The sequence below is a fragment of the Pantoea agglomerans genome (assembly GCF_020149765.1).
GTDB classification, from domain to species: domain Bacteria; phylum Pseudomonadota; class Gammaproteobacteria; order Enterobacterales; family Enterobacteriaceae; genus Pantoea; species Pantoea alvi.
Genome location: NZ_CP083809.1, coordinates 359,567 through 379,311, shown reverse-complemented (window position 1 = coordinate 379,311; position 19,745 = coordinate 359,567). Strand labels below are relative to the sequence as shown.

General features: G+C 58.0%; 19 protein-coding genes. 13 read left to right on the top strand and 6 right to left on the bottom strand.

From position 1 onward, the window contains the following. Nucleotides 1-17 precede the first annotated feature (17 nt). The 6 genes from rng to csrD all read right to left on the bottom strand — a co-directional run bounded on the left by rng (nt 18) and on the right by csrD (nt 7,038). Nucleotides 18-1,487, bottom strand: coding sequence for a ribonuclease G (gene rng, locus LB453_RS04305; protein WP_103794468.1), 1,470 nt, complete (start codon nt 1,485-1,487; stop codon nt 18-20). 1 nt (nt 1,488) lies between these two features. Continuing rightward, a complete protein-coding gene (locus LB453_RS04300; protein WP_103794467.1) occupies nt 1,489-2,070 on the bottom strand; it encodes a Maf family protein in 582 nt (193 codons plus the stop codon). 8 nt (nt 2,071-2,078) lie between these two features. Continuing rightward, complete coding sequence (gene mreD, locus LB453_RS04295; RefSeq protein ID WP_033754780.1) at nt 2,079-2,567, bottom strand: rod shape-determining protein MreD; 489 nt, start codon at nt 2,565-2,567, stop codon at nt 2,079-2,081. Next, nucleotides 2,564-3,586 carry a rod shape-determining protein MreC gene (gene mreC / locus LB453_RS04290; RefSeq protein WP_103794466.1) on the bottom strand — a complete coding sequence of 341 codons (1,023 nt, stop codon included), beginning with the start codon at nt 3,584-3,586 and terminating at the stop codon, nt 2,564-2,566. Before mreC ends, mreD begins: the two co-directional genes overlap by 4 nt. A gap of 147 nt (nt 3,587-3,733) precedes the next feature. Beyond that, nucleotides 3,734-4,777, bottom strand: coding sequence for a rod shape-determining protein MreB (gene mreB / locus LB453_RS04285; protein ID WP_003855260.1), 1,044 nt, complete (start codon nt 4,775-4,777; stop codon nt 3,734-3,736). A 311-nt stretch (nt 4,778-5,088) separates the two neighbouring features. Beyond that, nucleotides 5,089-7,038 (bottom strand): RNase E specificity factor CsrD, encoded by a 1,950-nt coding sequence (gene csrD / locus LB453_RS04280; protein ID WP_103794465.1) that lies wholly within the window; start codon nt 7,036-7,038, stop codon nt 5,089-5,091. 281 nt (nt 7,039-7,319) lie between these two features. On the opposite strand from csrD, the gene msrP reads away from it, so the two are divergent. The 13 genes from msrP to LB453_RS04215 all read left to right on the top strand — a co-directional run bounded on the left by msrP (nt 7,320) and on the right by LB453_RS04215 (nt 19,739). Continuing rightward, nucleotides 7,320-8,324, top strand: a complete 1,005-nt coding sequence (gene msrP, locus LB453_RS04275) for a protein-methionine-sulfoxide reductase catalytic subunit MsrP (protein WP_103794464.1) — start codon at nt 7,320-7,322, stop codon at nt 8,322-8,324. Beyond that, complete coding sequence (gene msrQ, locus LB453_RS04270; RefSeq protein WP_103794463.1) at nt 8,325-8,927, top strand: protein-methionine-sulfoxide reductase heme-binding subunit MsrQ; 603 nt, start codon at nt 8,325-8,327, stop codon at nt 8,925-8,927. It begins immediately after the preceding gene. Nucleotides 8,928-9,149: 222 nt separating this feature from the next. After that, nucleotides 9,150-9,602: a type II 3-dehydroquinate dehydratase gene (aroQ, locus tag LB453_RS04265; RefSeq protein ID WP_103794852.1), complete on the top strand. Its 453-nt coding sequence runs from the start codon at nt 9,150-9,152 to the stop codon at nt 9,600-9,602. A 21-nt stretch (nt 9,603-9,623) separates the two neighbouring features. Then, the gene (gene accB / locus LB453_RS04260; protein ID WP_048785016.1) at nt 9,624-10,091 is read left to right on the top strand and encodes an acetyl-CoA carboxylase biotin carboxyl carrier protein; all 468 of its coding nucleotides are present in this window, start codon (nt 9,624-9,626) and stop codon (nt 10,089-10,091) included. 11 nt (nt 10,092-10,102) lie between these two features. Continuing rightward, the gene (gene accC, locus LB453_RS04255; protein ID WP_103794462.1) at nt 10,103-11,452 is read left to right on the top strand and encodes an acetyl-CoA carboxylase biotin carboxylase subunit; all 1,350 of its coding nucleotides are present in this window, start codon (nt 10,103-10,105) and stop codon (nt 11,450-11,452) included. Between the two features lie 126 nt (nt 11,453-11,578). Then, nucleotides 11,579-11,821 carry a YhdT family protein gene (locus LB453_RS04250; RefSeq protein ID WP_103794461.1) on the top strand — a complete coding sequence of 81 codons (243 nt, stop codon included), beginning with the start codon at nt 11,579-11,581 and terminating at the stop codon, nt 11,819-11,821. Next, on the top strand, nt 11,811-13,247 hold the full coding sequence (gene panF, locus LB453_RS04245) for a sodium/pantothenate symporter (RefSeq protein WP_103794460.1): 1,437 nt from the start codon (nt 11,811-11,813) through the stop codon (nt 13,245-13,247). The genes LB453_RS04250 and panF overlap by 11 nt, the downstream gene beginning before the upstream one ends. 11 nt (nt 13,248-13,258) lie before the next feature. After that, nucleotides 13,259-14,140, top strand: a complete 882-nt coding sequence (gene prmA, locus LB453_RS04240; RefSeq protein WP_103794459.1) for a 50S ribosomal protein L11 methyltransferase — start codon at nt 13,259-13,261, stop codon at nt 14,138-14,140. Between the two features lie 375 nt (nt 14,141-14,515). Beyond that, nucleotides 14,516-15,481 (top strand): tRNA dihydrouridine synthase DusB, encoded by a 966-nt coding sequence (gene dusB, locus LB453_RS04235; protein WP_103794851.1) that lies wholly within the window; start codon nt 14,516-14,518, stop codon nt 15,479-15,481. A 24-nt stretch (nt 15,482-15,505) separates the two neighbouring features. Further along, on the top strand, nt 15,506-15,802 hold the full coding sequence (fis, locus tag LB453_RS04230; protein WP_000462905.1) for a DNA-binding transcriptional regulator Fis: 297 nt from the start codon (nt 15,506-15,508) through the stop codon (nt 15,800-15,802). A 549-nt stretch (nt 15,803-16,351) separates the two neighbouring features. Further along, nucleotides 16,352-17,377, top strand: a complete 1,026-nt coding sequence (locus LB453_RS04225) for an amino acid ABC transporter substrate-binding protein (RefSeq protein WP_103794458.1) — start codon at nt 16,352-16,354, stop codon at nt 17,375-17,377. A 67-nt stretch (nt 17,378-17,444) separates the two neighbouring features. After that, entirely contained in the window at nt 17,445-18,623 is a 1,179-nt protein-coding gene (locus LB453_RS04220; protein WP_103794457.1) for an amino acid ABC transporter permease, read from the top strand. A gap of 15 nt (nt 18,624-18,638) precedes the next feature. Continuing rightward, nucleotides 18,639-19,739, top strand: coding sequence for an amino acid ABC transporter permease (locus LB453_RS04215; RefSeq protein ID WP_103794850.1), 1,101 nt, complete (start codon nt 18,639-18,641; stop codon nt 19,737-19,739). Nucleotides 19,740-19,745 lie beyond the last annotated feature (6 nt).

Here is a 19,745-nt window from a genome sequence, read left to right as displayed (position 1 = left end):
TCGCCGGAAGCGAGGGCTTACATCATGACGACGTCGAACTGCTCCTGGGTATAGAGTGGCTCAATATGCACCTTGACCTGTTTGCCGACGAAAATCTCTACCTCTGCCAGCGCGTGTGACTCATCGCTTTTCAGCGCTTCGCCCACTGCCGGCGAGACATAGACCAGAAAACGATCGGAGTCGTACGCGTGGTGGACGCGCACGATTTCACGCATGATCTCGTAGCAGACTGTTTCCACGGTCTTCAGCGTGCCGCGCCCTTTGCAGACCGGGCAATCCTCGCACAGCACGTGCTCAATGCTTTCGCGCGTGCGCTTGCGCGTCATTTCAACCAGCCCCAGCGCCGAGAAGCCGTGAATGCCGGTTTTCACCCGATCCTTGCTCAGCGCCGCCTCCAGCGAATGCAGCACGCGGCGGCGATGCTCTTCGTTGTTCATATCGATAAAGTCGATAATGATGATGCCGCCGAGATTGCGCAGCCGCAGCTGGCGCGCAATCGCCTGCGTCGCCTCAACGTTAGTGTTAAAGATGGTTTCGTCGAGATTGCGATGGCCGACAAAGGCGCCGGTATTGATGTCGATGGTGGTCATCGCCTCGGTCTGATCGATGATCAGATAGCCGCCTGACTTAAGCTCGACCTTGCGATCCAGCGAGCGCTGAATTTCGTTCTCGACGTCGAAAAGATCGAAAATCGGCTGTTTACCGGCGTAAAGCTCCAGCTTGTCGGCCATTTCTGGAATGTATTCACGCGTAAATTCCACCAGCAGCTCGCAGGTGAGACGGGAGTCGACCCGGATGCGATCGAGCGCCGCGCCGGCGAAATCACGCAGAATGCGCTGCGCCAGCGCCAGCTCGCCATAGAGCAGGCAGCGGGTCTGGTTGCGTTTTTTCCGCTCGGTGACTTTAGTCCAGAGGCGCTTCAGGAAGGCGGCGTCCTGCGCCAGCTCCTCTTCGCCGATGCCTTCCGCCGCGGTGCGAATAATAAAGCCGCCGAGATCGTCGCAGTAATCCGCTACCACCGCCTTCAGCCGCTCGCGTTCACGTTCGCTTTCGATACGCTGAGAGACGCCAACGTGCGAGGCGCCCGGCATAAAGACCAGGTAGCGCGACGGCAGCGTGATGTCGGTGGTGAGGCGCGCGCCTTTGGTGCCGAGGGGATCTTTCACCACCTGCACCATCAGATCCTGCCCCTGCCGCACCAGCTCGGCGATATCGCGCACGATAAAGTTTTTCTTCTCATCGCCGGCGACGCACTCGGTGTGCGGCATGATATCGGAGGCGTGCAAAAAGGCGGCTTTATCCAGGCCGATGTCGACAAAGGCCGCCTGCATGCCCGGCAGTACGCGACTGACGCGTCCTTTATAGATATTGCCGACAATGCCGCGCCGCGCTTCGCGCTCGATATGTATTTCCTGCAGAATGCCGCCGTCGATATAGGCAACGCGCGTCTCGGAAGGCGTGACGTTGACCAGTAATTCAGCCGTCATGTTATCCCCTTACGGCACGCAGTGACTGAAAATGGCTGAATAACTCGCCTGTCTCAACCAACGGCAATCCGACAACCGCGTGATAGCTTCCATTAATTTTGCGGACAAAGTTTCCACCTGTGCCCTGAATTCCGTATGCGCCAGCTTTGTCCATCGGCTCGCCGGTCGCAATATAGTCGGCGATTTCCGCCGCGCTGAGCAGGCGAAACGTCACGTCTGTCGTCACTAAACAGTCGAGGGCGCGCGTGCGATCGGCCAGCGCAACGGCGGTCATCACCTGATGCGTCTGCCCGGAGAGCCGTGCCAGCATGCTGGCGGCGTCGGCGGCGTCGCGCGGTTTTTCCAGCACGTCGCCGTTGAGCACCACAATGGTATCCGCGCCCAGCACTGGCAGGTCCTGCTCCGCCACGGCGACGCCGGCGCGCGCTTTATCATTTGCCAGGCGGCGCACATAGCTTTCCGCCGCTTCATCAGGGCGGCGTCGCTCCTCAACATCGGTATGGAGACGTTCAAACGACAGGCCAAGCTGCGTCAACAGCTCACGTCGACGCGGAGAGCCGGAAGCCAGATAGAGGGATAGCATAAAATTCCTTACTGAACAGCGAACTGACGACGAATCTTTCTCATTAATAAGAATAGCCAGGGCCAGAGAATTCCGTCGATAACGCTGCTCCAGAAAATTTCTGGCCGGAATGATACGTTGATCACTAAAAACTCCGCCCAGAAAACAATCACATCCACAGCCAGCGACAGCACCATAACCATTAACGCCTGCTGCCACAACGCTAAGTTGCGGAAAAGCTGGAATTTAAAGGCGACCAAATAGGCGATGATGCTGAGCGCCAGCGCGCGCACGCCGAGGGTGGATCCGGCGATCAGATCCATTACGCCGCCCAGCACGAAGCCGGTGCCGACGTTAACGCGGTGCGGCAGCGCCAGCACCCAGTAAACCAGGATAAGCAGGATCCACGAAGGCCGGAACATATAGAGCTGTTCCGGCCAGGGCATGATCTGCAGTACGAGGGCGACAAGAAAGGAGAGCCAGATAACCCAACGACCCTGGCTGCGGTAACGACTCAAGGCTGGCCTCCGCGCGCGCTAGCCGGCGCGCTTTGCGTCCCGCCGCTGCTGCTGGCGGGCGCTGGCGGCCCCATCTGCGCGGACGGCGCTGGCGGCCCCATCTCACCCGCTGGCGGCAGCACCTGAGGCATCATCTGCATCAGGCGTTCGTTGGCGACGCGGTGTACTTCATCCGGCGCCATCGGCATATCGCCGTTCTTGTCCGCGCCCCACAGCAGCAGCAGATAGCGCAGGCGCTGCAGACCGGCGGTCGGACGCGCCTGGATCACGGTATAGGCACGCTGCGTATCGACCTTGACGGAGGAGACCACCGCGACCGGATAGCCTTCCGGGAATCGTCCGCCCAGGCCAGACGTCACCAGCATATCGCCGACGCGAATATCGGTGTTGCCCGGCAGATGCTCCAGCTGCAGATCTTCAGTGCAGCCGTTGCCTGCTGCGATCACGCGGATGTCGTTGCGCAGCACCTGAATCGGCAGCGCGTGCGACGCGTCGCAAATCAGCAGAACGCGGCTGGTCACCTGGCCGACGGCGATAACCTGTCCGACAACGCCTTTGTCGCTGATGACCGGCTGGCCTTCGTAAACGCCGTTGACGCTGCCTTTGTCGATCACCACCTGATCGGTGTAGGGATCGGTGCCGGTCGAGATCACCTGAGTCACCATTTTGTGCTCATCCTGACGCAGCGGCGAACCCAGCAGTTCGCGCAGGCGTGCGTTCTCCTGCTTATATTGCCCCAGCATCAGCAGGTCGCTGTTTTTCAGGAAAAGCTCGCGGCGCAGGGCTTTATTTTCCAGCTCAAGCTGCTGGCGCGACGCCAGCGAACCGGAAATGCCGTCAAGAATCTGACGCGGGCCGTTGGCCAGGAAATAAAACGGACTGACCGATGTGTCCAGATAGTTGCGGATTTGGGTAAACGAACCCAGGCGGCTGTCAGCGACGATAATCGCGATGGCTACTATCACCGCCAAAAACAGGCGCAACTGCAGGGAAGGCCCCCTGCTAAAAATCGGCTTCATATATTCTGCGTGTTCCTCGACAACAGGTAAGGAAGTACGGCCATCGCCGTACTTCCCTGGGCTGGACGTCTGACGCCGACGCGCACGGCGTCAGCTTACACGCGACTCCCTGCGCATTTCGATTCAGGTCTCAGCCGATTGAGGCGATTATTCTTCGCTGAACAAATCGCCGCCATGCATGTCGATCATTTCCAGCGCTTTACCGCCACCGCGCGCCACGCAGGTCAGCGGATCTTCTGCGACGACCACCGGAATGCCGGTCTCTTCCATCAGCAGACGATCCAGGTTGCGCAGCAGCGCGCCGCCGCCGGTCAGCACCATGCCGCGTTCGGAGATGTCCGACGCCAGTTCCGGCGGACACTGCTCCAGTGCGACCATTACCGCGCTCACGATGCCGGTCAACGGCTCCTGCAGCGCTTCAAGAATTTCATTAGAGTTCAGCGTAAAGCCGCGCGGCACCCCTTCCGCGAGATTACGGCCGCGCACTTCGATTTCGCGCACTTCGTCGCCCGGATAGGCGGAGCCGATCTCATGCTTGATACGCTCTGCCGTCGCTTCGCCGATCAGCGAGCCGTAGTTGCGGCGCACATAGTTGATAATCGCTTCGTCGAAGCGATCGCCGCCGATACGGACCGACGAGGAGTAAACCACGCCGTTCAGGGAGATAACCGCCACCTCGGTGGTGCCGCCGCCGATATCGACCACCATAGAGCCGGTCGCTTCTGAAACCGGCAGGCCTGCGCCGATCGCGGCCGCCATCGGCTCTTCGATCAGGAAGACTTCACGCGCGCCCGCACCCTGCGCGGATTCACGGATAGCGCGACGCTCGACCTGGGTCGCGCCAACCGGCACGCACACCAGCACGCGCGGGCTAGGACGCATAAAGCTGTTGCTATGCACCTGTTTGATAAAGTGCTGCAGCATTTTTTCAGTAACGAAAAAGTCCGCGATCACGCCATCTTTCATCGGGCGAATCGCTGCAATATTACCTGGCGTACGGCCGAGCATCTGTTTTGCATCATGGCCAACGGCCGCCACGCTCTTTGGGGAACCGGCACGGTCCTGGCGAATGGCAACCACGGAAGGCTCGTTCAGCACGATGCCTTGTCCTTTTACATAAATCAGGGTATTCGCGGTACCCAGGTCAATGGACAAGTCATTGGAAAACATGCCACGAAATTTTTTAAACATATCTAAAGGATAATCCTGCAAGCTGGGGGCGGAAAATAAAATCCGCTTACTTTACCAACCACGCGAAGCCGCCACAAGGCGCAAAAACGTTCTGCTTCGGTGAAAAAATAGACCAATTTGGCTTTATACGATGGTCAACGAGAACTGACGGGTGCAAAACAGCGGTATTCACCCGTTTTACTGGCTCCAGGCGCCCGTTACGGCGCGCTCGTTCGACATAAAATCTAACATTTCCGCCACAGGATATTGGCTATGCCGCCGCCTCTTCCTGCCGCCCGGATTGGGCTTTGAGCGGCTGCCCCCGGAAATGGCTAAATATGATAGCGTTGTGAATACTTTTTCACATTACTGTTTACCGGCAGCGACGGCGCAAAGAGATCGCCCTGCCCGCCCGACACGCCCAGACCGATCAACGTCTGCCATTCCGCATGCGTGCGTATCCCCGTCGCAAACACCTGCGTCTGGGCGGATTTGCACACCTCCAGCAGGCTCTGCACAAACAGCTGATTTTCGGTACGCCGGTCGATATTGCGCACCAGGCCGGGATCGAGCTTGATTAAATCGATGGGGAATTGCCGGATATAGGCGCTACTCACCACGGTTAACCCTGCCTGATCGACGGCGATACGGCAGCCAAACGCCTGCAGCGCGCGGAACACCGGCGCTAAGCGGTTGATGTGTTGACAAACATCTGCCTCAGCAAGTTCAAATAAAAATCGTTTTCTTTGCGACTTAGTGCACTGCAGCAGCATATTCTGCAGCCAGTTGACGAAGGGGCGCTGCAGCAGCGAGTCGATATTGATCGGCAGCGCCAGGGTTTCATCGGGCCAGACGTCAGAAAGGGCGGCAATACGCGTGATCAGCTGGCGATCCCAGCTGTCCGCCATGCCGAACTGCAGCACCAGCGGCATAAACTCCGCTGCCAGCACCTCTTTATCGCCGTCAAAGATACGCATCAGCAGCTCGCGGTGATGCACGCTGCCGTCCAGCAGCACCGCCGGTTTCTGGTAGAGGCGCGGCCCGCCGCGGCTCAGGGTGTTTTCCAGCAGCGTACGCCAGCGCACGCTGCCGCGTCCGGCGTCGAGCGGATTGCCTTCGCCGTTAGACCAGTTGTTGCCGCCCAGCAGCGTCGCCCGCCGCGTCGCCATCTCAACGTTGTCCATAACCTGCGCCACGCTCTGCCCGCTATGCCAGGCGCTGATGCCGATATGAATCAGATCGTCGCGGTTCACCATGCGCATCGGCGGCAGCGAGTCGACCGCGTTAATCAGCTGATCCGCGATGCTGTTAGCCTCTTTCAGGCTGCGGTGCGGCAGCAGCACCGCAAAGTCGCTGCGAAAGTAGCGGGCCAGCAGCGCGCCGGGATAGCGCAGCACAAAGGTAGAGAGCATATTGACCAGATCGTAGAGATACTCATCCACCAGCGCTGGCCCCAGCGTCTCATTGAGCATATCGAGATCGGGCAGGCGCACCATCATCACCACGCCGTGCGTGCCGACATCCTCCTGATCTTCCAGCAGCGTCGCCAGCTGATTGTCAAAGAAGAGCCGGTTGTTGAGTCCGGTGCGGCTGTCCTGCGCGGCGAAGGCGCGAATTAGCGTATCGATGCGCAGGCGCTGCTCGCCCGCCTCCTGGAGATCGCTCAGCAGCACGTCGATTGCGCGGCTGGCGCGCGGCGGCCACTCATCGATATCACCTTTGCGCAGCGGGCTGCGCTCCCCCGCGAGGATCGCCTCGGCGCGCTTTTCCAGCCGCTCCATGCCGCGCCACTGGCGGTGAAGCCAGCAGTGCATCATAAAAAGCAGCAGGCTCATCACCAGCACCACAAAGAGGATCGCCGCCAGGGTATAGACGCCGGTAAAAGACTGGAACCAGGTTTTAGCGGGATCGAGCACGACGACGCGCATCGTCAGGCCTGGCTGATGGAGCAGCGGCACGTCGAACTGAATAAAGCGGTTGGTTTCATCTTCCAGCATCGGGTTTTCATGGCGGCTGAGACGAAACCGGATCCTGTCGCCGTTGCGCAGCTCGATCCGCTCGGTATTCATTACCGTCATGGTGTGCGGCAGCCAGTTGCGCAGATTCTCTGCCGGCTGCTTCAGCAGCGCCTGATCCACTTCGGTCGCCAGCGTCTGCACGCGTCCTTCTACACGCTGATGGGTTAGCCAGTAAACGCTAAAAGCGCAGCCCACCAGCATCAAAAACATTGCCAGTAAGCTTAAAAATGTAATAAACGCAGATAGTTTCGTGGTTAATCGCATCCCTGTGCCCGTTCGCTGCGGTAATGACCCGTTTACGCCGCCCAGCACCGCGCCTGACGCAAGCGCGAGCAAAATAACATAATTTCCGCTATGCAGCAGTGCTGCTGCATACGATGAGCAAGTATATCCGTACCAGACAACGGTTAACCCTGGTCGTTCAGCTTTTCAGCGCATTCTCATCGGCGCCTCATGCCAGGAAATTTCATATTTTAGCGGCGAAAGTCGCGACGATCGGCAATAGTCATCATGCTGGAAGGCATATTCGAGCCGGGAGGTGAGCGATGAAACCCACAAAATATCTGACTGAAGCGGACGTTACGCCGGAAAGCGTCTTTAATATGCGGCGCCGCCAGGTGCTGAAAACCCTTGGCCTGAGCGCTGCGGCGCTCGGCATGCCCGGCGTCGCGCAGGCGGACGTGCTGAGCTGGTTTAAAGGCAACGATCGTCCCGCCGCGCCGGCTGGACGTGCGCTGACCTTCAGCAAGCCGGAAAAGTATCAGGCCAACCTGACGCTGACGCCGGAAGATAAGGTCTCGGGCTATAACAACTTCTATGAGTTTGGCCTTGATAAGGCCGATCCGGCCGCCAATGCCGGCACCCTGAAAACCGATCCCTGGCAGCTGACCATCGACGGCGAAGTGGCGAAGCCGATTACGCTGGATATGGACGATATTTTTAAAAAGTTCGCGATGGAGCAGCGTATCTACCGCATGCGCTGCGTCGAGGCCTGGTCGATGGTGGTGCCCTGGGTGGGGTTTGAACTCAATAAGCTGCTGAAGCTGGCGGAGCCCAACAGCAATGCGCGCTTTGTTGCCTTTCAGACGCTCTACGCCCCCGACCAGATGCCGGGGCAGAAGGATCGCTTTATCGGCGGCGGGCTGAACTATCCCTACGTAGAAGGGCTGCGCCTGGATGAGGCGATGCATCCACTGACCCTGCTCAGCACCGGCGTTTATGGCAAAGCGCTGCCGCCGCAGAACGGCGCGCCAGTTCGCCTGACCGTGCCGTGGAAATATGGCTTTAAGGGCATCAAGTCGATCGTCAAAATCACCCTGACGCGCGATCAGCCCCCGACGACCTGGAACCAGATCGCGGCCAATGAATATGGCTTCTATGCCAACGTGAACCCCCATGTCGACCATCCGCGCTGGTCGCAGGCGACCGAGCGCTTTATCGGCCCCGGCGGCACGCTCAGCGTGAAGCGTCAGCCAACGCTGCTGTTCAACGGCTACGCCGACGAGGTGGCCTCGCTCTATCGTGGGCTCGATTTGCGGGAGAACTACTGAGTGCGCCTGACGCTGAAACAGATCGTCTGGCTGAAGGCGGTCCTGCATCTGGCGGCTTTTTTGCCGCTGGTCTATCTCTTTATGGCGGCGAGCCAGGGCTGGCTGAGCGCCGATCCGGCGAAGGATATTCAGCACTTTACCGGCAGGATGGCGCTGAAGCTGCTGCTGGGCACGCTGCTGGTTTCGCCGCTGACGCGCTACGCGAAGCAGCCGCTGCTAATCCGTACCCGTCGCCTGCTTGGCGTCTGGACCTTTGTCTGGGCCTCTCTTCATCTGCTGAGCTACTACCTGCTGGAGCTGGGCGTCGACAACCTGGGGCTGCTGGGCCGCGAGCTGGTATCGCGTCCTTACCTTACGCTGGGCATCGTAACCTGGCTGATTTTGCTGGCGCTCGCGGCGACGTCGTTCCAGCGCGCCCAGCGCAAGCTCGGCCGCCGCTGGCAAACGCTGCATAACTTTATCTATCTGGCGGCGATCCTCGCCCCCGTTCACTATCTCTGGTCGGTCAAGGTGCTGTCGCCCCAGCCGCTGCTTTACGCGCTGGGTGCGCTGGTGTTGTTAGCGTGGCGTTACAAAAAGTTTCGTCAGTGGCTGCCGCGCTAAGTTGTCTTCTCCCCGTTATTTCTGATAAAAGGTGGGGCCTCCGGGCTACTCGGGATCAACTTCGCAGATAAGACCAGTATTTTGCTGCGAATTGCCCCGAAACGGATATAATGCCCGGCTTTGTTGCGCGCGGCGTCGCCTTTTTTGGCGCGGCGGGTGACAAACGGAAGATAGCAAGGTATTTTACGCGATGCCTCAATGATTGCGGGAGATGGCAGCACGATGGCGCATAAATTTCACATTCTGCTTTTGAACGGTCCCAACCTTAATTTGCTGGGCACGCGCGAGCCGGAAAAGTATGGTCGCACCACGCTGCAGCAAATCGTCAGCGATTTAGCTGCGCAGGCGGACCAGCTTGACGTGGAACTGAGCCATTTGCAGTCCAATGCGGAATATCAGCTGATCGATCGCATTCATGAGGCCAGAGGCAATGTGGATTACATCATTATTAATCCCGCTGCATTTACGCACACCAGCGTAGCATTGCGCGATGCCCTTCTGGCGGTAAGCATTCCCTTTATCGAGGTGCACCTCTCTAATGTGCACGCGCGTGAACCTTTCCGCCATCACTCCTATCTTTCTGACGTATCCGCCGGCGTGATTTGCGGTTTAGGCGCCGACGGTTACTCATGGGCTTTACAAACGGCAGTAAAACGCCTGTCTCACTCCAATTAAACAGAGTACGGAACCACACTCATGGATATTCGTAAAATTAAAAAACTGATCGAACTGGTTGAAGAATCCGGCATCGCTGAGCTGGAAATTTCTGAGGGCGAAGAGTCCGTTCGTATCAGCCGTGCACCTGCCAATGTGGGTTATCCCGTTATGCAGCAGGCTTACGCCGCGCCGGCTCCGCAGCCTGCGTTAGCCACCGCCGTCGCGCCGATCGCAGCGCCGGTCGTAGAGTCCGCTAAGCCTGCTGAAATCAGCGGCCATATCGTGCGTTCGCCGATGGTCGGCACCTTCTACCGCACGCCGAGCCCGGATGCGAAAGCCTTTATTGAAATCGGACAGAAAGTTAACGCTGGCGACACGCTCTGCATCGTTGAAGCGATGAAGATGATGAACCAGATCGAAGCCGATAAATCTGGCGTCGTAAAAGCCATTCTGGTCGAAAGCGGCCAGCCGGTTGAATTTGACGAGCCGCTGGTCGTCATCGAATAACGAGGCGAACCATGCTGGATAAAATTGTCATTGCTAACCGCGGTGAAATCGCGCTGCGTATTCTCCGCGCCTGTAAAGAGCTGGGCATCAAGACCGTGGCGGTGCACTCCACCGCTGACCGCGATCTGAAACATGTGCTGCTGGCGGACGAAACCGTCTGCATCGGCCCGGCTCAGTCGGTTAAAAGCTATCTCAACATCCCGGCGCTGATCTCCGCCGCCGAAATCACCGGCGCGGTCGCTATCCACCCCGGCTACGGCTTTCTCTCTGAGAATGCTGATTTCGCCGAGCAGGTTGAGCGTTCCGGCTTTATCTTTATCGGCCCGAAAGCTGACACTATCCGCCTGATGGGTGACAAAGTGTCCGCGATTACCGCGATGAAGAAAGCGGGCGTGCCGACCGTACCGGGTTCCGACGGCTCGCTGGGCGACGACATGGAGAAAAACCGCGCTATCGCCAAGCGTATCGGTTATCCGGTCATCATCAAGGCGTCTGGCGGCGGCGGCGGTCGCGGCATGCGCGTCGTGCGCAGCGATAAGGATCTTGAGCAGTCCATCAACATGACGAAAGCGGAAGCCAAAGCGGCTTTCAACAACGACATGGTTTACATGGAGAAGTATCTCGAGAACCCGCGCCATATCGAGATTCAGGTGCTGGCCGACGGCCAGGGCAACGCTATCTATCTGGCCGAGCGCGACTGCTCTATGCAGCGTCGTCACCAGAAAGTAGTTGAAGAAGCCCCCGCGCCGGGCATTACGCCGGAACTGCGTCGCTACATCGGCGAACGCTGCTCAAACGCCTGTATCGAAATCGGCTACCGTGGCGCAGGCACCTTCGAGTTCCTGTATGAAAACGGTGAGTTCTACTTTATCGAGATGAACACCCGTATTCAGGTTGAGCATCCGGTTACCGAGATGATCACCGGCGTGGATCTGATCAAAGAGCAGCTGCGTATCGCTGCTGGTCAGCCGCTCTCTATCAAGCAGGAAGATGTGATTATTCGCGGCCATGCGGTCGAGTGCCGTATTAACGCGGAAGATCCCAACACCTTCCTGCCGAGCCCGGGCAAAATCACCCGTTTCCACGCGCCAGGCGGCTTTGGCGTGCGCTGGGAATCGCACATCTACGCCGGCTACAGCGTGCCGCCGTACTATGATTCCATGATCGGCAAGCTGATCTGCTATGGCGAAACCCGTGACGTGGCGATTGCCCGCATGAAAAACGCGCTGGCTGAGCTTATCATCGACGGCATCAAGACCAACATTGAGCTGCAGATGCGCATCATGTCCGACGAATACTTCCAGCAGGGTGGCACCAACATCCACTATCTGGAAAAGAAACTCGGACTGTACGATAAGTAAGCGCAACAGCGAGGGCGATGTCAGGGGTCATCCAGACTGCTGACGGCGCCCACGCTGGCACCTTGTCAACAAGACCAGGCCGGTGATACCGGCCTTTTTCATTTTTGTCGCCGTAGAGGTTGCATAATGGACTGGCGTTTTCTGCAAGCGAATAAAGAGGCGCGCTGGGCGCTCTACCTGACGCTGGCCTATCTGGCCGTCTGGGGCCTCTCCGCCTGGCTGGGCGGCGATGAAACGGGCGTGACGGGATTGCCGCGCTGGTTTGAACTCTCCTGCGTGTTTGCTCCACTGCTGTTTATCGTGCTGTGCTGGCTGATGGTGCGTCTGGTATTCCGCGATATGCCGCTAGAGGATAACGATGGAAAGTGAAATCATTCTTCCGCTGCTGGCCTACCTGGCGCTGATCGCCGGGCTGTCGGTGTTTGCCATGCGCAAGCAGCGCCAGGGCAGTTTTCTCACCGAGTATTTTCTTGGCAGCCGCTCCATGGGCGGTTTCGTGCTGGCGATGACCATCACCACCACCTATATCAGCGCCAGCTCTTTTATCGGCGGCCCCGGCGCTGCCTATAAATATGGGCTAGGCTGGGTGCTGCTGGCGATGATCCAGGTGCCGGCGGTCTGGCTGTCCCTCGGCGTGCTGGGCAAAAAATTCGCTATTCTGGCGCGCCGCTATAACGCGGTGACGCTGAACGATATGCTCTATGCGCGCTACCGCAGCACGCTGCTGATCTGGCTGGCAAGCATCAGCCTGCTGGTGGCCTTTATTGGCGCCATGACGGTGCAGTTTATCGGCGGCGCGCGCCTGCTTGAGACCGCTGCGGGCATTCCTTACGATACCGGCCTGCTGATTTTCGGCGGCACCATCGCGCTCTATACTGCCTTCGGCGGCTTTCGCGCCAGCGTGCTTAACGATGCCATGCAGGGGCTGGTGATGCTGATCGGCACCTTTCTGCTGCTGTTCGCCGTCATCCATCAGGCGGGCGGGCTCGGCACGGCGGTCACTAAACTGCGCGCTATCGATCCGCAGCTGGTGTCGCCAGAAGGGGTCGGTAACGTGATCAACCCGACCTTCCTGAGCTCCTTTGCGGTGCTGGTCTGCTTCGGCGTTATCGGTCTGCCGCACACCGCCGTGCGCTGCATCTCTTATAAAGACAGCAAAGCGCTGCATCGCGGCATTATTCTCGGCACCATCGTGGTGGTGGTGCTGATGCTCGGCATGCACCTGGCCGGCGCGCTCGGCCGGGCGATTCTGCCGGATCTGGCTATTCCCGATCGCGTCATTCCGACCCTGATGATTACCGTGCTGCCGCCGATGGCTGCGGGGGTGTTCCTCGCCGCGCCGATGGCGGCGATCATGTCGACCATTAACGCGCAGCTGCTGCAATCCTCCGCTACCCTGATCAAAGATCTCTATCTGCGTATCGCGCCGCAGCAAAGCGAAAATGAATCGCGCCTGCGCCTGCTCTCCGGCACTATCACCTTCGTGCTGGGCCTGCTGCTGCTGCTGGCGGCTTGGAATCCGCCAGATATGATCATCTGGCTAAACCTGCTGGCCTTCGGCGGTCTGGAAGCCGTTTTCCTCTGGCCGCTGGTGCTGGGCCTTTACTGGTCGCGCGCCAACGCCGCCGGCGCCCTCTCCGGCATGCTGGCGGGCGCAGGGAGCTACACGCTGCTTGCCAGCCTGAATATTGAATGGGGTGGCTTTCACCCTATCGTTCCGTCATTGACCATAAGCCTGCTGGCTTTTCTGGTCGGTAATCTGTTTGGCCGCGCGCCTGATGCTGCGCTGGAATAAAGAGAAACGCTATGCCATGGATTCAAATCAAAATTAACAGCACCGGCGAGCACGCCGAATCTCTCAGCGATGCGCTGATGGAGAGCGGCGCGGTCTCCGTGACCTTTCAGGATACGCACGATAATCCGGTTTATGAGCCGCTGCCGGGCGAAACGCGCCTGTGGGGTGATACCGACGTGATCGGCCTGTTCGACGCGGAAACGGACATGAACGACGTGGTCGCCGAGCTGAGTCAGCATCCGCTGCTGGGATCGGGCTTTCACCATAAGATCGAGCAGATCGAAGATAAAGACTGGGAGCGTGAATGGATGGATAACTTTCATCCGATGCGCTTTGGCGAGCGCCTCTGGATCTGTCCAAGCTGGCGCGACGTGCCGGATCCAGACGCCGTCAACGTGATGCTCGATCCAGGACTGGCGTTCGGCACCGGCACCCATCCCACCACTTCCCTCTGCCTTAGCTGGCTGGACGGCCTGGATCTGGCGGGCAAAACGGTGATCGATTTCGGCTGCGGATCCGGCATTCTGGCAATTGCCGCCCTGAAGCTGGGCGCGGCACAGGCGATCGGCATTGATATCGATCCGCAGGCGATCCAGGCCAGCCGCGACAACGCCGAGCGCAACGGCGTCGCCGATCGCCTGTCGCTCTATCTGCCGCATCAGCAGCCGGAGAATTTGCAGGCTGACGTGGTGGTCGCCAATATCCTTGCCGGTCCGCTGCGCGAGCTGGCGCCGCTGATTAGCGTGCTGCCGAAAGCGGGCGGTCATCTGGGCCTTTCCGGCGTGCTGGCCAGTCAGGCGGAGGGCGTTTGCGAGGCCTATGCTGACCGCTTTGCGCTCGATCCGGTGGCGGAAAAAGAGGAATGGTGCCGCATTACCGGCGTGCGCCGCTAAGCCGTTCGCCAGCCGCTGTCACTGGCTGGCTTTCGCCCTGAGCAAAAAACGCACGCGGCCGGACGTATTAATTACGCTCCGGCCGCAACGAAACTGCGCAAAAAAGCGTCTGCCAGGCGTCATATCTCTGGCTAATTGCCTGATGTAGCGCTTTTTATGTTGTGATTTACGTCGTGTTTTGAGAAAAATTTTTGTTCACAATTCCAGCATAATTTTTTAAGCGATTGAATATAAACAATAATTAAAAAATTGACTGCGCTTTAACCGTCTTTATCCCGCTGTTTACGGCGAATTGTTCAAAGTTTGGCCTTTCATCTTCGGTAAAAAATGCGTAATATACGCCGCCTTGCGAACAGTTACGGTCACTTCTTCTTCATGCGCATTGGACACCACCAGCTACGTAATCGGCTCATTGCTGCGCCGATGGCCGGGATTACCGACAGGCCGTTTCGCACGCTCTGTTTTGAGAACGGCGCCGGTATGGCGGTCTCTGAGATGCTGTCATCTAACCCTGAAGTCTGGGCCAGTGACAAATCCCGTTTGCGTATGGTGCACAGTGACGAGCCCGGCGTTCGCGCCGTGCAAATAGCAGGTTGCGATCCTGATGAGATGGCGGCGGCCGCGCGTATTAACGTGGCGTCTGGCGCGCAGATCATCGATATCAACATGGGTTGCCCGGCCAAAAAAGTGAATCGAAAGATGGCAGGCTCAGCGCTGCTGCAGTATCCCGAGCTGGTGAAATCTATCCTCACCGCCGTGGTTAACGCAGTAGATGTGCCCGTTACGCTGAAGATTCGCACCGGCTGGGATACGGAAAACCGTAACTGTGTAGAGATTGCCCAATTGGCTGAACGCTGTGGCATTCAGGCCCTGACGATACATGGACGCACTCGTGCCTGCCTGTTCAACGGGGAAGCTGAATACGACAGCATTCGGACAGTTAAGCAGAGTGTCACCATTCCCGTTATCGCGAATGGCGACATAACTGACCCGCATAAAGCCAGAGCCGTGCTTGACTATACGGGGGCCGATGCCCTGATGATAGGCCGCGCGGCTCAGGGAAGACCGTGGATCTTCCGGGAAATCCAGCATTATCTGGACACTGGGGAGCTGCTTGCGCCGCTGCCGCTGGCAGAGGTGAAGCGTATGCTCATTGCGCATATACGTGAGCTGCACGACTTTTATGGTCCAGGCAAGGGATACCGTATATCGCGAAAGCACGTCTCCTGGTATTTGCAGGAGCATGCCCCTAATGACCAGTTTCGGCGCACATTCAACGCCATAGAGGATGCCAGCGAACAGCTGGAGGCGTTGGAGGCATACTTCGAAAATCTTGCGTAAACGAAATAAAGAGCTGAAAGAACTATGTTCGAACAACGCGTAAATTCTGACGTACTGACCGTTTCTACCGTTAACTCACAGGATCAGGTGACGCAAAAGCCTCTGCGTGATTCGGTTAAACAGGCACTGAAGAACTATTTTGCTCAACTGAACGGTCAGGATGTTAACGACCTCTATGAGCTGGTACTGGCTGAAGTCGAGCAGCCACTGTTGGACATGGTGATGCAGTATACCCGTGGCAACCAGACCCGTGCTGCGCTGATGATGGGTATCAACCGTGGTACTCTGCGTAAGAAACTGAAAAAATACGGCATGAACTGATTTTTAGTTGATGCGGTAAATGACGCCAGCCTGAGTGCTGGCGTTTTTATTTGCGCAGCATTTCGCCACTAAGCTGAAAGCGATGAAACAACTCATTCGCAAATGGTAACCTTAGTTGCAATCGCGTAAGTGAAGATTGCCTGGGTGCTGATTTTGTTTTATCCCTTCGCCTCACCTCCCCTTTTCTTCACTCGCCTCGCTGCAACCCCAGCGCTGACGCCCGGTCAGTGATCATTGTTGGCGAAAAGCGTAACTCATTTTCTGCATACATCCTTTCCTGAGCTTTGGCTCACATTGTTTCCATATAGTGAAACTATTTGCACTAATTGTGATCGCGGCGACTCGCTTTGCTTCCTTTTGGTGCGCGATAGTAACGCTGCTTTACTGCTCCTTCAGATTAATAAGAGATCTTTCCAGCCCACACACGATTCTGCAAACCTGGCACTGGCTTTGCAGAGCTATGCGTGGCTGACCGCCACAGACAGGTAATAGCGCGCTGCAGGGTGCGCATCAAACATAACAAAATAATTACGCCACACAGGATGCTTTATGAAAAAGATGATGCTCTCTACGCTGGTCGCCGCCGCTGCGCTCCTCGCGGTTACGCAGCAGGCGCACGCCGGCACCACGCTGGATGCGATTAAGAAGAAAGGTTTTGTGCAGTGCGGTATCAGCGATGGTCTGCCGGGCTTCTCCTATGCTGACGCCAGCGGCAAATTCTCCGGCATCGACGTTGACGTCTGCCGCGCAACGGCGGCCGCTGTTTTCGGCGACGCCAGCAAAGTGAAATATACGCCGCTGACCGCGAAAGAGCGTTTCACCGCGCTGCAGTCAGGCGAAGTCGATATCCTGTCGCGCAACACAACCTGGACCTCTTCGCGCGACGGCGGCATGGGCTTCCTGTTCGCTGGCGTGAACTACTATGACGGCATCGGCTTTTTGACTCACCAGAAAGCAGGCCTGAAAAGCGCGAAAGAGCTGGACGGCGCTACCGTCTGTATTCAGGCGGGCACCGATACCGAGCTTAACGTAGCGGACTTTTTCAAAGCCAACAAAATGCAGTACACCCCGGTGACGTTCGATCGCTCTGACGAATCCGCTAAGGCGCTCGACAGCGGCCGCTGCGATACGCTGGCGTCCGATCAGTCTCAGCTTTACGCGCTGCGTATCAAACTGGGCAAGCCGGACGAGTTTATCGTGCTGCCGGAAGTGATTTCGAAAGAGCCGCTGGGCCCGGTCGTACGTCGCGGCGACGATGACTGGTTCACCATCGTGAAATGGTCGCTCTTCGCCATGCTGAACGCGGAAGAGATGGGCATCAACTCGAAAAATGTCGATCAGATGACCGCCAAACCGACTACGCCGGATATGGCGCACCTGCTGGGTGCAGAAGGCGACTTTGGCAAAGACCTGAAGCTCGATAACAAGTGGGCTTATAACATCATCAAACAGGTCGGCAACTACCAGGAAGTGTTTGACCGCAACGTAGGCAAAGATAGCGCGCTGAAAATTGCGCGCGGTCAGAACGCGCTGTGGAATCAGGGCGGCATCCAGTACGCCCCGCCGGTCCGCTAATTACCTGTGTTAATGGGACGCCGCGTCGTGCGGCGTCCTGACTGCGCTTTGTCTCCGAGGTTTCAACATGTCACAACGCCCAAGCGTGAAAAGGGACATTTCATTCGGTAATCCCGCGGTTCGCGCCTGGCTTTACCAGATTGTCGCCATCGTCACGGTCGTTATCGTGGTGGGTTATCTGATCCACAATACGATTATCAACCTTGCCAGCCGCGGCATCACGTCCGGATTCGGCTTTCTTGAGCGCAGCGCCGGTTTCGGCATCGTCCAGCATCTGATCGAATACACCGAAGGCGATACCTACGCGCGCGTATTTCTGGTGGGTCTGACCAATACGCTACTGGTCTCGGCGCTCTGCATCGTTTTTGCGTCGCTGCTGGGATTTTTTATCGGCCTGGCGCGCCTGTCGGATAACTGGCTGCTGCGCAAGCTCTCAACTATCTATATCGAGACGTTCCGCAATATTCCGCCGCTGCTGCAGATCTTCTTCTGGTACTTCGCGGTGTTGCGTAATCTTCCCGGCCCGCGCCAGGCGTTAAGCGCGTTTGATGTCGCTTTCGTCAGCAACCGCGGCCTCTATGTGCCCTGGCCGCAATATGCGCCGGGTTCCGCCCCCTTTATTGTGGCGCTGGCGCTGGCCGCCGCGGGCAGCTATGCGCTGTTCCGCTATCATCGCAAATATCAGCTTAAGACCGGCCAGCTGCGCCGTACCTGGCCCGCCGCGCTGGCCATGTTCGTGCTGTTTCCCGTCGTGGCCCATCTGGGCTTCGGTGCCGCCACGCACTGGGATGTGCCAACGCTGCGCGGCTTTAACTTCCGCGGCGGCTTCGTCATGATCCCGGAGCTGGCGGCTCTGACCCTGGCGCTCTCGGTCTACACCTCGTCATTTATCGCCGAGGTGATCCGCGCCGGCATTCAGTCCGTGCCGCACGGCCAGCATGAAGCCGCTCGCTCGCTGGGATTGCCCAATCCGGTGACGCTGCGTCAGGTCATTATTCCGCAGGCGATGCGCGTTATTATTCCGCCGCTTACCAGCCAGTATCTCAACATCGTGAAAAACTCCTCGCTGGCCGCCGCTATCGGCTACCCCGATATGGTGTCGCTGTTTGCCGGTACAGTGCTCAACCAGACCGGCCAGGCGATCGAAACCATCGCGATCACCATGGGCGTCTATCTGGTGATAAGCCTGGTGATTTCACTGTTGATGAATATCTATAACCGCAAAATCGCGCTGGTTGAGCGCTAAGAGAACGGGATGACGATGTCTGTTACCACACACGAAAACTCGCCGGCCGCCGTTACGCCGCTGAGCCGCGCCTGGAGCTGGGCGCGAAAAAATCTCTTCTCCAGCTGGTTCAACTCGCTGCTGACGCTGTTTTGCCTCTGGCTGATGTGGCAGGTGATCCCGCCCGCGCTGGAATGGCTGGTGTTCCAGGCGAACTGGATTGGCGAGACGCGCGCCGACTGCACCAAAGAGGGTGCATGCTGGGTCTTTATTCATGCGCGCTTCGGCCAGTTTATGTATGGACTCTATCCGCACGAGCTGCGCTGGCGTATTAACCTGGCGCTGGTGCTGGGCGTCGCCTCGATTATCCCGATGTTTGTGAAATCGCTGCCGCATCGCGGCCGCTATATCGCCTGCTGGGCAGTGATCTATCCCCTCACCGTCTGGCTGCTGATGTATGGCGGCCTGTTTGGCCTGGAGCACGTCGAAACGCGCCAGTGGGGTGGCCTGACGCTGACGCTGATTATCGCCGCGGTCGGCATCGCCGGTGCGCTGCCGCTGGGTATTCTACTGGCGCTGGGACGCCGCTCGCGTATGCCGGTGGTGCGTACGCTGTCGATCATTTTTATTGAGTTCTGGCGCGGCGTGCCGCTGATTACCGTGCTGTTTATGTCGTCGGTGATGCTGCCGCTGTTTATGTCAGAAGGCACCAGCATCGATAAGCTGGTGCGCGCGCTGGTTGGGGTGATTTTGTTCCAGTCCGCCTATGTGGCCGAAGTGGTGCGCGGCGGTTTGCAGGCGTTGCCAAAAGGTCAGTATGAAGCGGCAGAATCGCTGGCGCTCGGCTACTGGAAAACGCAGCTGCTGGTGATTTTACCCCAGGCGCTGAAGCTAACCATCCCCGGCCTGGTAAACACCATTATCGCGCTGTTCAAAGATACCAGCCTGGTGATCATTATCGGGCTTTTCGACCTGTTCAGCAGCGTGCAGCAGGCGACTGTCGATCCCGCCTGGCTGGGGATGTCGACCGAAGGCTATGTCTTTGCCGCGCTGGTCTACTGGATTTTCTGTTTTAGCATGTCGCGCTATAGCCAGCATCTGGAGAAGCGCTTTCACACCGGGCGTAAATCGCACTGAGGTTTT

What these genes read in the sequence shown, in the direction of transcription:
- rng (WP_103794468.1), bottom strand. Translation starts at nt 1,487, where the DNA reads ATGACGGCTGAATTACTGGTCAACGTCACGCCTTCCGAGACGCGCGTT.
- LB453_RS04300 (WP_103794467.1), bottom strand. Translation starts at nt 2,070, where the DNA reads ATGCTATCCCTCTATCTGGCTTCCGGCTCTCCGCGTCGACGTGAGCTG.
- mreC (WP_103794466.1), bottom strand. Translation starts at nt 3,586, where the DNA reads ATGAAGCCGATTTTTAGCAGGGGGCCTTCCCTGCAGTTGCGCCTGTTT.
- mreB (WP_003855260.1), bottom strand. Translation starts at nt 4,777, where the DNA reads ATGTTTAAAAAATTTCGTGGCATGTTTTCCAATGACTTGTCCATTGAC.
- csrD (WP_103794465.1), bottom strand. Translation starts at nt 7,038, where the DNA reads ATGCGATTAACCACGAAACTATCTGCGTTTATTACATTTTTAAGCTTA.
- msrP (WP_103794464.1), top strand. Translation starts at nt 7,320, where the DNA reads ATGAAACCCACAAAATATCTGACTGAAGCGGACGTTACGCCGGAAAGC.
- aroQ (WP_103794852.1), top strand. Translation starts at nt 9,150, where the DNA reads ATGGCGCATAAATTTCACATTCTGCTTTTGAACGGTCCCAACCTTAAT.
- accB (WP_048785016.1), top strand. Translation starts at nt 9,624, where the DNA reads ATGGATATTCGTAAAATTAAAAAACTGATCGAACTGGTTGAAGAATCC.
- accC (WP_103794462.1), top strand. Translation starts at nt 10,103, where the DNA reads ATGCTGGATAAAATTGTCATTGCTAACCGCGGTGAAATCGCGCTGCGT.
- LB453_RS04250 (WP_103794461.1), top strand. Translation starts at nt 11,579, where the DNA reads ATGGACTGGCGTTTTCTGCAAGCGAATAAAGAGGCGCGCTGGGCGCTC.
- panF (WP_103794460.1), top strand. Translation starts at nt 11,811, where the DNA reads ATGGAAAGTGAAATCATTCTTCCGCTGCTGGCCTACCTGGCGCTGATC.
- prmA (WP_103794459.1), top strand. Translation starts at nt 13,259, where the DNA reads ATGCCATGGATTCAAATCAAAATTAACAGCACCGGCGAGCACGCCGAA.
- dusB (WP_103794851.1), top strand. Translation starts at nt 14,516, where the DNA reads ATGCGCATTGGACACCACCAGCTACGTAATCGGCTCATTGCTGCGCCG.
- fis (WP_000462905.1), top strand. Translation starts at nt 15,506, where the DNA reads ATGTTCGAACAACGCGTAAATTCTGACGTACTGACCGTTTCTACCGTT.
- LB453_RS04225 (WP_103794458.1), top strand. Translation starts at nt 16,352, where the DNA reads ATGAAAAAGATGATGCTCTCTACGCTGGTCGCCGCCGCTGCGCTCCTC.
- LB453_RS04220 (WP_103794457.1), top strand. Translation starts at nt 17,445, where the DNA reads ATGTCACAACGCCCAAGCGTGAAAAGGGACATTTCATTCGGTAATCCC.
- LB453_RS04215 (WP_103794850.1), top strand. Translation starts at nt 18,639, where the DNA reads ATGTCTGTTACCACACACGAAAACTCGCCGGCCGCCGTTACGCCGCTG.